Source organism: Sphingomonas sp. (genome assembly GCF_019242355.1).
In the GTDB taxonomy this organism is placed as follows: domain Bacteria; phylum Pseudomonadota; class Alphaproteobacteria; order Sphingomonadales; family Sphingomonadaceae; genus Sphingomicrobium.
In genome coordinates this window covers 1-11,522 of the sequence record NZ_JAFAVR010000147.1, presented here as the reverse complement: position 1 = coordinate 11,522, position 11,522 = coordinate 1, and the positions used below count along the sequence as shown (strand labels likewise).

15 protein-coding genes and 1 other RNA gene are annotated in these 11,522 nt (G+C 66.8%); 9 read left to right on the top strand and 7 right to left on the bottom strand.

Features of this window, described 5'->3' with window-relative positions; genetic code table 11:
• Positions 1-480: hypothetical protein (locus tag JOZ79_RS07385; RefSeq protein ID WP_294072650.1), on the top strand; the 480-nt coding region annotated here is incomplete at its 5' end.
• Positions 481-581: 101 nt separating this feature from the next.
• On the opposite strand, the gene JOZ79_RS07380 is transcribed toward JOZ79_RS07385, so the two are convergent.
• Genes JOZ79_RS07380 through JOZ79_RS07370 form a run of 3 tightly spaced genes read right to left on the bottom strand, consistent with a single transcriptional unit; the run spans position 582 to position 2,844 of the window.
• Positions 582-1,082: a hypothetical protein gene (locus tag JOZ79_RS07380; RefSeq protein ID WP_294072648.1), complete on the bottom strand. Its 501-nt coding sequence runs from the start codon at positions 1,080-1,082 to the stop codon at positions 582-584.
• A complete protein-coding gene (locus JOZ79_RS07375) occupies positions 1,082-1,447 on the bottom strand; it encodes a hypothetical protein (protein ID WP_294072646.1) in 366 nt (121 codons plus the stop codon). The genes JOZ79_RS07380 and JOZ79_RS07375 overlap by 1 nt, the downstream gene beginning before the upstream one ends.
• Positions 1,444-2,844: a Mur ligase family protein gene (locus JOZ79_RS07370; protein ID WP_294072644.1), complete on the bottom strand. Its 1,401-nt coding sequence runs from the start codon at positions 2,842-2,844 to the stop codon at positions 1,444-1,446. Before JOZ79_RS07370 ends, JOZ79_RS07375 begins: the two co-directional genes overlap by 4 nt.
• A gap of 101 nt (positions 2,845-2,945) precedes the next feature.
• On the opposite strand from JOZ79_RS07370, the gene JOZ79_RS07365 reads away from it, so the two are divergent.
• The 3 genes from JOZ79_RS07365 (at position 2,946) to JOZ79_RS07355 (ending at position 5,097) form a co-directional block, all read left to right on the top strand.
• On the top strand, positions 2,946-3,932 hold the full coding sequence (locus tag JOZ79_RS07365) for a hypothetical protein (protein ID WP_294072642.1): 987 nt from the start codon (positions 2,946-2,948) through the stop codon (positions 3,930-3,932).
• 9 nt (positions 3,933-3,941) lie between these two features.
• Positions 3,942-4,754 carry an LD-carboxypeptidase gene (locus tag JOZ79_RS07360; RefSeq protein ID WP_294072641.1) on the top strand — a complete coding sequence of 271 codons (813 nt, stop codon included), beginning with the start codon at positions 3,942-3,944 and terminating at the stop codon, positions 4,752-4,754.
• Between the two features lie 73 nt (positions 4,755-4,827).
• Complete coding sequence (locus tag JOZ79_RS07355) at positions 4,828-5,097, top strand: SWIB/MDM2 domain-containing protein (RefSeq protein WP_294072639.1); 270 nt, start codon at positions 4,828-4,830, stop codon at positions 5,095-5,097.
• Positions 5,098-5,188: 91 nt separating this feature from the next.
• Here JOZ79_RS07355 and JOZ79_RS07350 read toward each other — a convergent pair whose 3' ends face one another.
• Together JOZ79_RS07350 and JOZ79_RS07345 are read right to left on the bottom strand one after the other, a co-directional pair.
• Positions 5,189-5,941, bottom strand: coding sequence for an NUDIX domain-containing protein (locus JOZ79_RS07350; RefSeq protein ID WP_294072637.1), 753 nt, complete (start codon positions 5,939-5,941; stop codon positions 5,189-5,191).
• 9 nt (positions 5,942-5,950) lie between these two features.
• On the bottom strand, positions 5,951-6,217 hold the full coding sequence (locus tag JOZ79_RS07345; RefSeq protein WP_294072635.1) for a hypothetical protein: 267 nt from the start codon (positions 6,215-6,217) through the stop codon (positions 5,951-5,953).
• Between the two features lie 72 nt (positions 6,218-6,289).
• On the opposite strand from JOZ79_RS07345, the gene ssrA reads away from it, so the two are divergent.
• From ssrA to JOZ79_RS07330, 3 genes are all read left to right on the top strand, one after another.
• Positions 6,290-6,654: a transfer-messenger RNA gene (gene ssrA, locus JOZ79_RS07340) on the top strand.
• 251 nt (positions 6,655-6,905) lie between these two features.
• On the top strand, positions 6,906-7,796 hold the full coding sequence (locus JOZ79_RS07335; RefSeq protein WP_366514803.1) for an SDR family oxidoreductase: 891 nt from the start codon (positions 6,906-6,908) through the stop codon (positions 7,794-7,796).
• Complete coding sequence (locus JOZ79_RS07330) at positions 7,793-8,308, top strand: DUF4142 domain-containing protein (RefSeq protein ID WP_294072632.1); 516 nt, start codon at positions 7,793-7,795, stop codon at positions 8,306-8,308. Before JOZ79_RS07335 ends, JOZ79_RS07330 begins: the two co-directional genes overlap by 4 nt.
• A 9-nt stretch (positions 8,309-8,317) precedes the next feature.
• Here the strand turns inward: JOZ79_RS07330 and mscL are convergent, their stop codons facing one another.
• Positions 8,318-8,740: a large conductance mechanosensitive channel protein MscL gene (gene mscL / locus JOZ79_RS07325; RefSeq protein WP_294072630.1), complete on the bottom strand. Its 423-nt coding sequence runs from the start codon at positions 8,738-8,740 to the stop codon at positions 8,318-8,320.
• A gap of 145 nt (positions 8,741-8,885) precedes the next feature.
• A complete protein-coding gene (locus JOZ79_RS07320; RefSeq protein WP_294072628.1) occupies positions 8,886-9,965 on the bottom strand; it encodes an HWE histidine kinase domain-containing protein in 1,080 nt (359 codons plus the stop codon).
• 204 nt (positions 9,966-10,169) lie between these two features.
• Between JOZ79_RS07320 and JOZ79_RS07315 the strand changes: the two genes are divergently transcribed.
• Together JOZ79_RS07315 and JOZ79_RS07310 are read left to right on the top strand one after the other, a co-directional pair.
• Positions 10,170-10,769 carry a LemA family protein gene (locus tag JOZ79_RS07315; RefSeq protein WP_294072626.1) on the top strand — a complete coding sequence of 200 codons (600 nt, stop codon included), beginning with the start codon at positions 10,170-10,172 and terminating at the stop codon, positions 10,767-10,769.
• 1 nt (position 10,770) lies between these two features.
• The coding region (locus JOZ79_RS07310) for a TPM domain-containing protein (protein WP_294072624.1) at positions 10,771-11,522 on the top strand (752 nt) is incomplete at its 3' end.

The window sequence follows — 11,522 nt, the reverse complement described above, 5'->3', positions numbered from 1 at the left end:
CCGAAAGCGACGCAGCGCTACATCCGCCGTTCGCTCGATGTCGCATACGGTCGCCGCGATCCGATCGATTGCTGGGCTCGCGACGAGGCGGAGGGCGCGTCGATCCGTGGCCAGGCCCGGCTCTACAAGCAGCTCGACCATCTGCGCCTGCAGGTGCCCGACGACAGCGGCCTCGACATGATCGAGCCGTTCATCGGCATGCTGACGACGATTTCGGCGTTCGACCTCGGCCAGGACCGGCTTCCCAACTTCGCCGCCTACCGCTTCCTTTACGAGCGGTTGATCGGTGCTTCGGCGCGGCCGTGGCTGCCGTCGGCCTTTTGCGCCGCGGCTGCCTTGCCGCATCTTCACCCGGACCGCCGCCGGGTCCTGCTCCAGTCGATCAGCGAGAGCGCGGCGACCGCTCCGGGCTGGTCGAACCGCGAGCCGGTCTTCTGGCCGGAGTGGGTCGAGAAGGTGGACCTGCAGGCCGCGGCCTAGCCGCCGAGTAGCGCGAAGAAACGGCACGGTGCCCGGCCGACGGTGGCCGGAGGCGTATCGATCGACGTCACGGATCCACTCCGTGACTGCTCGGATGGTGACTAGCCTTCGATCTTCACGGACGGGAACAGCCTAGCCAGCTCCCGAAGGCTTTCCCTGGCGCTCCGATGATGCACGAACACGACCCCGGCGGCCTCATAGGCCGCGCGGTGGGTCACGCGGTCGTCGACCAGGACGTCGCCAGCCTTCATGTGCCGGTGCTTGTCGCGCGCCATGCAGGTCACGATCGGCACGCCCGGGAAATGCTGGGCGGCCCAGGCGACCTTCTGCGGCGCTGCCCAGGAGCCGAAGGGGAGGCCGGTGAGGATCGTCGGCTTCAAATACTCGACCGCGTCGAACAGCGTCCGGGCGTCCGGCATTTCGGGCAGGTTCGCATAGAAGCCCTTCGCCTTCGCCAGGCGACGCCAGAATTCGCGGCTGCCGTGCGCTGCCTGGAAGTCGGACGGGCCGGCCCCGAGCAGGCGTTTCGCGCCAGCGTCGAAATCCGCAAGCACGCCGTCGGCGTCGAGGAACAGGCGTGGCGAGCCGGGCTCCGACGACATTAGAAGCGGGCCGGCTCGAGATCGATCTCGATCGGCTTGTCGATCGCCGTCCAGCCGAGGTCGCGGAGCACCTGATTGCTCTCGACAGGCTTGCGGCGCGGTCCGAGCGACCAGGTCATGTGGTAGGTCGATCCGTCCGGCCGGTCCGTTGAGCCGTCGAGCGACACGACGAGGCATTCAAGGCTGTCGCCGTCGTCGGCGCGGCCTACGACCTGGGTCGGGGCCCGCGGGGGAAGCGGGGTGCTTGCGCTTGCTCCGACCCGCAGCGTGACGTGGTCAGCAACGACATTCGCGTAACGGGGCGGGAAGCGGCGAAGCAAAAGCTCGCGGTCGCTTGCGGCGAGCCTCCAGCCGGTGACGCTCATCCGTTCCTCTTGTTCAGCCGTTCCACCAGCTCCCGGGCGAAGTCGCTGAGCGTGTCGTCGCGCGCCCCCATGATGACGATCCGGTCGCCGGCCCCCGCCTCGGCGACGAGCGCATCCCCGATGGCCGCGCGTTCGGGCATGTAGCGGGCGTCGGCGCCGCGCGCGCGCACTGCCGCGGCCAGCCAGTCCGAACCGCGGCTCTTGTCGACGGTGCCGCCGAAATAGGCGGGGTCGGGAAGGAACAGGCGATCGGCTGCACCAAGGCCGCGGGCGAAGCTGTCGGCAAGCTCGTCGCCCATCTTGGCGAGTGGCCCAAAGCCATGCGGCTGGAACATGACGAGCAGCCGCCCGGGATGCGCGCGGAGGGTTGCCAGGCTGGCGTCGATCTTGTCCGGATTGTGGGCGAAGTCGTCGATCACCGTGACGTCGGCCCCGGCACCGACGGTTTCCAGCCGCCGCTTCGTGCCTTCGAACCTCGCCAGCGCCTGCACCGCATCCTCCACCCGCACCCCGATTGCCCGGGCGGCTGCGATCGCGGCGAGGGCGTTCGACGCATTGTGGCGACCCGGCACGGCCAGCCGCGCCTCGTGCCGCCCGCCGTCGGCCTCGACGACGAACGCCGCGCCGTCCGCCAGCAGCCGCAGGTCCTTCCCCATAACCTCCGCGGCGGGGGCGTCGAAGCCGTAGCCGACGACCTTGCCGGCCGTCAGCCTTTCCGCCAGCGCCCGAGTCTCGGGATCGTCGAGGTTCAGGACCGCCTTGCGCGCCGCGCCGAGGAAGCCGGCGAACAGGCCGCGAAGCTCGTCCATCTCCTTGTGGTCGAGGCTGATGTTGGTCAGCACCGCGACTTCGGGTCCGTAGAGCGCGATCGAGCCGTCGCTCTCGTCGACCTCGCTCACGAACAGCTCCGGATCACCGACCAGGGCGCTTGCGAATGGCGCGGACGGAGTGACGAAGTTCTTCATCACTGCGCCGTTCATCACTGTCGGCTGGCGGTGGGCGGCGTGGAGGATCCAGCCGATCATCCCCGTCACGGTCGATTTGCCGCTGGTGCCCCCGACAGCGATGCTGCGCTGGGCGGAATTGAGCAGCTGGGCGAGGAATTGAGGCCGGGTCACATGGTCAAGCCCGAGTTCCCGCGCGCGAACGACGTCGGGCACCGTTGCCTCGACCGCTGCGGAGGTGACGAGGGTCATCCCCGGCCGGAGTCCCGACCCGTCCTGCGGGAACAGCTGGATGCCGAGCGAGCGCAGATAGTCGAACTTGTGCGGAGTCCGGCCGGCATCGAGAGAGCGGTCGGAGCCGGCAACCCGGCCGCCACTCGCACGGACGATGCTCGCCAGCGGCAGCATTCCGCTGCCGCCGATGCCGCTGAAAAAGACGGGGGTATCGATCATTCGCGCGGCCCTATTGAAGCCCGCGGCGATTGGCCAGCGGCATGGGGCCGGACCTTGCGTGCGCTTGGCGGCCGCCGTGGCGACTGATAACCACGCCGGCAATGGATAGGACGGCGACCGACCGATCGAGCCCTCGCGACCTGATCCTCGGGATCGTCAACAACTACGGCTTCTATCAGGTCAGCCGCTTCATCCTGACGCTTCGGCAATCGGGGTTCCAGGGCCGGCTGTGTCTGTTCGCCGGACCGGCGACGAGCCGCGCGACGGTGCGCAGGATGCGCGCGCACGGGGTCGAGGTCATTCGCTACCGCGAGAGCTTCCCGTTCATCGAGTCACCCCATCCGGACAGCCGCCGATCGCTGCCGAAGCGCATCCACATCTACAACTACCGGCATTTCCTTTATCACGACTATCTGCTGAAGAACGGCGGCCGGTTCCGCAACGTGCTCCTTGCCGACGTGAAGGACGTCGTCTTCCAGCGCGATCCGTTCGACTTCCCGATCGGTGACCGGCTCTACGTTGCGATGGAAAGCCCGCGCAACCCGATCGGCCGGTGCGAGAGCACGCCCGACTGGATTGTCGCCGGCTTTGGAACGGCGAGGCTCGAGCAGCTCCGGGACAAGCCCATGAGCTGCGCCGGGACGACGATCGGACCCGTGGCCGAGGTCGAGCGCTACCTTCGAGCGCTGCTTGGCCAGATCGACATCATGCGCGATGCCTATGCCTGTGCCGACCAGGCCGCGCATAATTTGCTCCTGCATTCGGGCGGGCTCGATCCGGTCCAGCGTGTCGAGAATTTCGAAGGACCGATCCTGACGGTCGGGACGGAGCCCGGCTATCAGCTCAACGAGCGGTCTGAGCTGGTCAATCGCGACGGGTCGGTCATCAACATCATCCACCAATATGACCGCCATCCCGAGCTGGTCGCGCTGTTCGAGGCGAAGGTCCGCCCGGTCGCGTGGAAGCGGCTCCTCGCGAAGCTCTCGTTCGACGCATCCAGCGGCATCCGCCGGAGATGGCGCTCCGCCGCCGCTCGCGCTCGGCATGCGGAACAGCGCCCATTGCGGATTGCGCGCCAGGCAATTTAAGCAGCGGGGATGCGGATTGCCGTCGTCGCCCCAAGCTGTCCCCTCAAGCGCGAAGCCGCCGACGCGGTGCAGCGCATCGTCGCGGCGCGCGATGACTGCGAGCTGGCGATCCATCCGCAATGCTTCCTGTCGGAGGGGCATTTCGCGGGACCGGACGAGGCGCGGCTCGCGGCGCTGCGCGAGGTGATGGTCGACCCCGCGGTGGACGCCGTCTGGTTCGCGCGTGGAGGCTATGGGTCCAATCGGATCGCCGAAGCGACGCTTGCCGAGCTTTCGGCCGGTGCACGCGCCAAGACATATATGGGCTATAGCGATGCAGGCTTCCTGATGGCGGGCCTGCACAAGGCAGGAGCGGCGGTCGCCTGGGGGCCGATGCCGCAGGACGTCTTGCGCAATGGCGGCGAGGGGGCGGTCACGCGTGCGCTGGACTGGCTGGTGCGCAAGGATGCGGCCGCGCTGGAACCCGATCTCAGCGGGCCGGCGATGGCGTTCAACCTGACGGTGCTGTCGAACCTGCTCGGGACGCCGCTGGAGCCCGACTTCGCCGGCGCCGAACTTCTGCTCGAGGATGTCGGCGAGCATCTCTACCGCATCGACCGGACCATGTTCCATGTGACCGCGAGCGAGGCTGTCCAGAAGGTGCGGCAAATCCGTCTCGGGCGGGTCGCCGACATCCTTCCCAATGACGTCGAGTTCGGGTCCGACGGGGTGGCAATCGTCGCCGACTGGTGCCGCCGGTCGGGCATCCCTTTCGGCGGCCAGGCGGACATCGGGCACGACGCCGCGAACAAGGTCGTGCCCTTTCCATCCGCCTCGGCATGATTCCCCTCTCGCAACGGCATTGCAAAGCGTGCGGAGTTGCGCTCTACGAAGGACAGAACAACAGGAGGGCCTGATGGCACAAGCGACTGGTCGTAAAGCGGGGGGCGGGCTGGCTCGTCCTGTCACACCTTCGGCGGACCTTGCGGAGATCTGCGGGAAGGACCCGCTTCCGCGCAGCCAGGTGGTTTCGAAGGTGTGGGATCACATTCGCAAGAACAACCTGCAAAATCCTCAGAACAAGCGGGAAATCGTTGCCGACGACAAGCTGAAGAAGGTCTTCGGTGGCAAGGACCGGGTCAGCATGTTCGAGATGAACAAGCACCTGTCGAACCATCTGAAGTAGAACTTCGGGGTCTTCGAATTTGTGAAGGGGCTCGCTTCGGCGGGCCCCTTTTTCATTGCCGACGCAGCGCGACTCGCTTCGGCCGCAGGGCTCAGCCGCGCCAGAGCCCGTCCAGGCGCTCCTCGGTCACCGGATAGCCCGCATCGGCGGGAATGGTGATGAACCGCGTTCCCTCACGCTCCTCGACCCAGGGCGTGATGGGCCGGACCGGGTAAGCCGCCGCGTCGGCGCGGATGGCGTCGAAGCTGCCATGCTGGGCAAGCCGCTCCAGCGTCCGCCGGGTCGGGAAGATCAGTCGGGCCTGCCCGAGCCTCTCGCGCTCGAGGACTTCGGCGGCCGTAACCCACGCGGCGCTTGCGCATTCGCCGGCGATCACTTCCGGCTGCCACTCGCCGGGCGGGCAGCGGGCCACGAAGAACATGGTATCGAAGCGGCGCACCGCATGAAACTTCGGGACCCACCTGGCGAACGGCACGAGAGCGCCGGGATCGAGCGCGAGGCCGCTCCCCTCCAGCAACTCGGCGAACGGGCGGCCCTCGACGAGCGCCGACTGCAGCATGCGGCCTCGGTCCGGACCCGAAGATGGCGACAGGCCGGCCGCTACCGCCGTCTCCTCGATCGTTTCGCGGATCGCTGCAACCGCAGCGGCGCTTGCCCCCGACGAAGCCGCCACCACCTCGTCGGCGGCATCGATTCGCCCGCCCGGGAAGACGAGGGCACCGGCAGCGAAGGCCATGCCCTCGCTGCGCTCGACCATCAGAAGCTCGGGCGCGCCATTGGTACGATCGCGAACGACGATCAGCGTCGCCGCGGGAATGGCGTCTGGAACGGCGTCTCCGGCCACGCCGGCGGCCTACATGCCGCTGACGTTCTGCTCCTCGGCATCGGTCGGGTTGGCGGTATTGTCGGCCGGCGCGGCCGCATTCTCGTCGCGGGCCTTGTTCACGACCGGCGCCGGCGCATTCGCCGCGTCGTTGGCGGCATTGTCGGCAAGCGCGTTCAGCTCGTCTGCGTTCGGCTGGTTCATCACTGCATTGTCGACTTGGTCCTGATTGTTGTTGTTGCACGCGGAAAGAGCCAGGGCCGCAGCTCCGGCGAGGACGAAAGTCAATCTTTTCATGGTGTTCGGGTTCCCCTGGAGGTGATCCATACGCGACTTTACCAATAGTCCGGCGCGCCCCGCAATGGCTTGCGGGTTGAGAATCGAGGCCAAAATCACTATCTGCGAGGCGTCGGGGCAACCCGGCTATGTCGGTAGACTGTCAGGTGGAATAGGCATTTCGGACCCGGGGGGCAGTACCCCGGCGCCTCCACCACCAGCCGCCGGCCTAGGACTGCATGAGAGGTTCCGGGCGGCTGCTGATGGGGGCGAAATAGGATCGACGAGTGCAATAAAGGCCCGACTGCCGATCGGATTGGTCCACCGCGACGGGCCATTCACACAAGTGCCAACGATAACGAGGCGCTCGCGATTGCCGCGTAACTGACGTCCTAACGGACTGACGTTACAAAGCTTAAGCGCGGTTGGACCCCACCGGGCAACAGAAGGGGATTCCAGCGGCCGCCAGGGGGGCCGGGCAACAGAACCCCCTGGACCCCTTGACCGCGCAAGACGGGCGAAAGCCTGGGCTTCCTCCTAACCTAGTTGAGCGCGGCATCGTGTCTGCACTCCTATCGCCGCCCTGGGCGGGCTGAACAGGGAGATGCACGTGCCCGATTCCACCCGCCGCGAGGCGATGACTGTTGCGGCGTTCGGCGCAGCCGCGGCTGCAGTATCCGCTTCGCCCGCTTCGGCCCAAGGCCAGCCGATGGCGCGCGGCGGGATGCAGGACCCGCGCTCCAAGCACCCCAAGCCACCCTTTCCCGCTCAGTCACAGCCCTGGCCCGGCCTCGCGGGCCGCATGCAGCCGCGACCCGATCATGGCGAGACCAGCTATGTCGGCTCGGGGCGCCTGCGCGGCCGCAAGGCGCTGATCACCGGCGGTGATTCCGGAATGGGCCGTGCCGCCGCAATCGCCTACGCTCGCGAAGGCGCGGACGTCGCCATTAATTACCTGCCGCAGGAGGAGCCCGACGCTCGCGAGGTCGTGCAGTTGATCCGCGCCGCCGGCCGCCGCGCGGTGCCGATCCCCGGCGACCTTCGCGACGAGGCCTTCTGCCAGCACCTGGTGGCCGAGACGGTTCGCCAGCTCGGCGGCCTCGACATCCTCGTCAGCAATGCCGGACGGCAGCAGTCGAAGTCGTCGATCATGGACGTCACCACCGCCGACTTCGATGCGACGATGAAAACCAACATCTACGCGCCGTTCTGGATCATCAAGGCGGCGCTTCCGCACCTCGCGCCCGGCTCGGCGATCATCGCGACGACTTCGGAGCAGGCCTACGATCCGTCGCCCGACCTTTACGATTATGCGCAGACCAAGGCGGCGACGATGAATTTCGTGAAGTCGCTCGCCAAGCAGTTCGGCTCCAGGGGCATCCGCGTCAACGGCGTTGCGCCCGGGCCGATCTGGACGGCATTGCAGGTTTCGGGCGGCGCGCCCGAAGGCAAGGTCGTGACGTTCGGCGCGACCACTCCGCTCGGCCGACCGGGGCAACCCGCCGAGCTTGCCGGGATCTATGTCCGGCTCGCGGAAGACGACGGCAGCTACACGACCGGGAACGTGTACGGCGCCGGTGGCGGGCAGGGCCAGCCATGAGCCGCGCTCTCCTTCTCCACGGCGCTTCGCTGTTGCTGGCTTCGGCGGCGGAGGCCCAGACGCCGATCCCGCCCGCGCCAAAGGATTTCGCGACGATGGCGGTGCAGTCCGACACCTATGAGGTCACGGCCGCTCAGGATGCGCTGACCCAGGCGACCGACCCCCGCGTCCGGTCGTTCGCACAGCGGATGATCGCGGACCACAGCCGGGACCGAGCGGCGGTGAAGCAGGCCGCTGCGGCGTCCGGGCTGAAGCCGCCGCCCGACGCGATGGACACCGACCAGGCGCGGCTGCTTTCGGCCATCCAGAGCCTGCGCGGACCCGATTTCGACCGGGTCTACGTCAAACAGCAGGTGCTCGCCCATGTCGAGGCGGCGACGGTGGCCGGGAGCTTCGCCGGCAGCGGTGCGGACCCGAGCCTCAGGCGGTCGGCGCAGACAAGCTTGCCGATGATCCAGGGCCATTTGCAGATGGCGCAGCAGCTTCTGGCAGCGCTCGGCGGTGACCAGTGAAGCCGCGGTTCAGCCGCGCCGGCGGAGCTCGTCCCTTATCTCCGCCAGCAGCTCCACTTCGGTCGGTCCGGCGATATCGTCCTTGCGGCGCATCAGCTTGCTTGCCCAGCGAACCATCAGGAAGATGATGAAGGCAAGGATCAGGAAGTTGATGACCACGGTCACGAACTCGCCCCAGCCGAGCACCGGCGCGCCTGCCGCCTTCAGCGCCGCATAGTCCTTGAGGCTGCCGCGATATCCGGCCGGCACTGGCCCGAGCAGTGAGAAATAGCTCGAAAAGTCGAGCCCGCCGAAGATCGCGCCGACGACCGGCATGATGATGTCCTCGGTCAGGCTGGTCGTGATCTTCGCGAACGCCGCCCCGATGATGACCGCGACGGCGAGGTCGAGCACATTGCCCTTGGCGATGAACGCCCGGAATTCCCTCAGCATGGATGGTTCCTTCACGCTTGAGTCGACGGAACATCCGTAGCGGCGACACCGCGGAATGGGAATGAAATCGGGCGGGACGAGGCGCGCGCTCCACAACGTCAGCCCGACCCCGGATTGGCGGAACGCGGCCGCCTTAGCCGTAAACCTAGAGATCCGCGGACAGTACGAGCCTCAACCCGTCCCGGTGGAATTGGCGAGTGACAACGCCGCCGAAGTGCGATTCCAGATTGCGGGTCATGACCTTGGTGCCGAAGCCGTCCACAATCGGCTGGGCGACGACTGGCCCACCGGACTCTGTCCATCGGAATATCAGCCGTGTCCCGCTCACCGACCAATCTACCCGCACCGAGCCGGTCCCGTTGGATAGCGCGCCGTACTTGATGGCGTTCGTCGCGAGCTCATGGACAGCCATGGAGAGCGCGAGACCCTGTTCCGCGTCCAGGCGGACTTCTTCGCCCTCGATCTCACACCGCATGTTGCAGATTGGCCGAAGGGATGTCTCAACCAGTTCCTTGAGCGAAACGGTGCCCGCCGTCGACCTCAACAGCAGATCCTGAGCCTCGCTCAGCGATTGCAGTCTCGATGCATAGTCGGACAATCCCGGCGCGTCGGCCAGCGTCTGCATCGCAACAGCCTGAACCACGGACAGGATGTTCTTGACGCGGTGAGCGGACTCCCGCGCGATCAACTCCTGTTTCACCTCGAGCAGGTGCTGAACGGTGATGTCGCGAGAAATGGAGAGGAAGTGGGCGTCGCGACGATCGCTTGCGGGAACGAGCGTGACGGTCACATCCCAGAATTTGTCGGTACCCTTCGCGGTCTTGCAAGGACCGACAAAGTGGCCGGTCCGCCCCTGTCGCGCCGCCTCGAGCGCGGCTTCGGCATCAGACCGGCTCTCGCCTTCCCAGAATCCGATCCATGGACAGCCGCGCAGTGACTCAAAGTCATCGACTTCCATGACGGCACGACCGCCTCCGTTCATGAAGACCAGCTCGCCGGACGGACTGAGAACCTTGATGCAGTCGTTGCTGGCGTTCAGGACACTCTCGAGGAAAGCGTTGAGCTCGATGCTCTCGGCGAGCGCTTTCGTTGATTCGTCAAGGCGCGCCTCGGCGATCGAAAGCGCGGACTCCAGGGTCGCGCCGTCGCCGCTCTCGGCGGCCCGGGCGTTGGTTGCCAACTCAGTATAGCCGGTTTCCCCGTCATCCGTATCCCGCGTGCGCATGTCGCATCCTTATGAAATGCAGGCTTTAATTGGCAAGGTCATTCGACCCGGACGCCGGACGTAGCAGCGGCGACGAGCCGAGCCGCCTACGCATCGGCCCGGACTCACCCACCGCTGTCTTACTACTCTAGAACAGCCCATTGAAGGCCAACGGCCGTATCGCTAATTATGCGATCCACGCGACGCTTAACAGGGGACACGACCATGACCGCACTTCGCCGCCTTGGGCTTTTCGCTCCGCTTCTTGCGGTCGGGGTCTCGGCCTGCGGGATCAATGCCGTTCCGACCGAGGAGGAAAAGGTCAACGCCGCCTGGGGCAACCTCCAGGCCGATTACCAGCGGCGCGCCGACCTCATCCCGAACCTGGTCGCGACGGTGCAGGGCTATGCCAAGCAGGAGAAGACCGTGCTGATCGAGGTCACGCAGGCTCGCGCCAGCGCGACCCAGGTCAAGCTTTCCGGCGACGACCTCAGCGACCCGGCCAAGGTCCAGGCGTTCGAGAACGCCCAGGCGCGGCTGTCGAACGCGATCATCCCGCTGCAGCGGCTGCAGGAGAATTATCCGGACCTCAAGTCCAACGCCAACTTCCTCGCGCTTCAGGACCAGCTGGAGGGCACGGAGAACCGGATCGAGGCGTCGCGGCGCGACTATAACGGCGCGGTGCAGGAATATAACACGACCGTCCGCACCTTCCCGAACGCGATTGGCGCGAAGATCTTCTATGGCGCCAAGCCCAAGGTTCCGTTCGAGGCGGCGACCGGCGCCCAGAACGCGCCGACCGTGAATTTCGGCAACAACAGCTGAGGTGAGGCACACTCTCGCCGCGCTGCTGCTGGCGCTGCTCGCGCTGGCAGCGCCCGCTTCCGCGCAGACGTTCCCGCAGAACAACGGGTCGCCCGTGGTCGACCAGGCGGGGATCCTGTCGTCCGCGCAGATCGTCGACCTGACGTCGAAGGCGCAGGCGCTCTATGCGCAGTCGGGACGGGCGTTCGCGGTGGCGACGATCAAAAGCCTAGAGGGCCACGACCCGAACGAATATGCCTATCGGCTGCTCCGATACTGGAAGCTCGGCAGCGCCAAGACCAACGACGGCGTTCTGCTCCTCGTAGCGCCCACAGAGCACAAGGTGGCGATTTCGACCGGGTACGGCGCCGGCGAGTACATGACCGACGCCATGTCGGGCATCATCATCCGCGAGAACATCCTGCCGCATTTCAAGCAGAGCCCGCCCGACTATGGCGGCGGAATCGAGGAGGGCGCCGACGCGATCATCAAGCAGATGTCGCTTCCGCCCGACCAGGCGCAGAAAAACGTTACCGTGGCACAGCAAAGGGAGGCCCACCGCCAGCATTCGGGCGGGAGTTGGGCGCCGGTGGTCTTCTGGCTGATGATCTTCGGCTTCGTGATGCTGTCGCACCTGCGCGGCCCGAGGGGCCAGCGATACCGTAGCGGCCGCGGCGGCATCAGCCCGTGGGTGATGCTGTGGGGCCTCAACGCGCTCGACCGCGGCCCGCGCCGAGGAGGCTGGGGCGGCGGCTCCTCGTGGGGTGGCGGCGG

Bases quoted from the DNA above. Each gene is read 5' to 3' on its own strand.
- JOZ79_RS07380 (WP_294072648.1), bottom strand. From the start codon at position 1,082: ATGTCGTCGGAGCCCGGCTCGCCACGCCTGTTCCTCGACGCCGACGGC.
- JOZ79_RS07375 (WP_294072646.1), bottom strand. From the start codon at position 1,447: ATGAGCGTCACCGGCTGGAGGCTCGCCGCAAGCGACCGCGAGCTTTTG.
- JOZ79_RS07370 (WP_294072644.1), bottom strand. From the start codon at position 2,844: ATGATCGATACCCCCGTCTTTTTCAGCGGCATCGGCGGCAGCGGAATG.
- JOZ79_RS07365 (WP_294072642.1), top strand. From the start codon at position 2,946: ATGGATAGGACGGCGACCGACCGATCGAGCCCTCGCGACCTGATCCTC.
- JOZ79_RS07360 (WP_294072641.1), top strand. From the start codon at position 3,942: ATGCGGATTGCCGTCGTCGCCCCAAGCTGTCCCCTCAAGCGCGAAGCC.
- JOZ79_RS07355 (WP_294072639.1), top strand. From the start codon at position 4,828: ATGGCACAAGCGACTGGTCGTAAAGCGGGGGGCGGGCTGGCTCGTCCT.
- JOZ79_RS07345 (WP_294072635.1), bottom strand. From the start codon at position 6,217: ATGAAAAGATTGACTTTCGTCCTCGCCGGAGCTGCGGCCCTGGCTCTT.
- JOZ79_RS07335 (WP_366514803.1), top strand. From the start codon at position 6,906: ATGGCGCGCGGCGGGATGCAGGACCCGCGCTCCAAGCACCCCAAGCCA.
- JOZ79_RS07330 (WP_294072632.1), top strand. From the start codon at position 7,793: ATGAGCCGCGCTCTCCTTCTCCACGGCGCTTCGCTGTTGCTGGCTTCG.
- mscL (WP_294072630.1), bottom strand. From the start codon at position 8,740: ATGCTGAGGGAATTCCGGGCGTTCATCGCCAAGGGCAATGTGCTCGAC.
- JOZ79_RS07320 (WP_294072628.1), bottom strand. From the start codon at position 9,965: ATGCGCACGCGGGATACGGATGACGGGGAAACCGGCTATACTGAGTTG.
- JOZ79_RS07315 (WP_294072626.1), top strand. From the start codon at position 10,170: ATGACCGCACTTCGCCGCCTTGGGCTTTTCGCTCCGCTTCTTGCGGTC.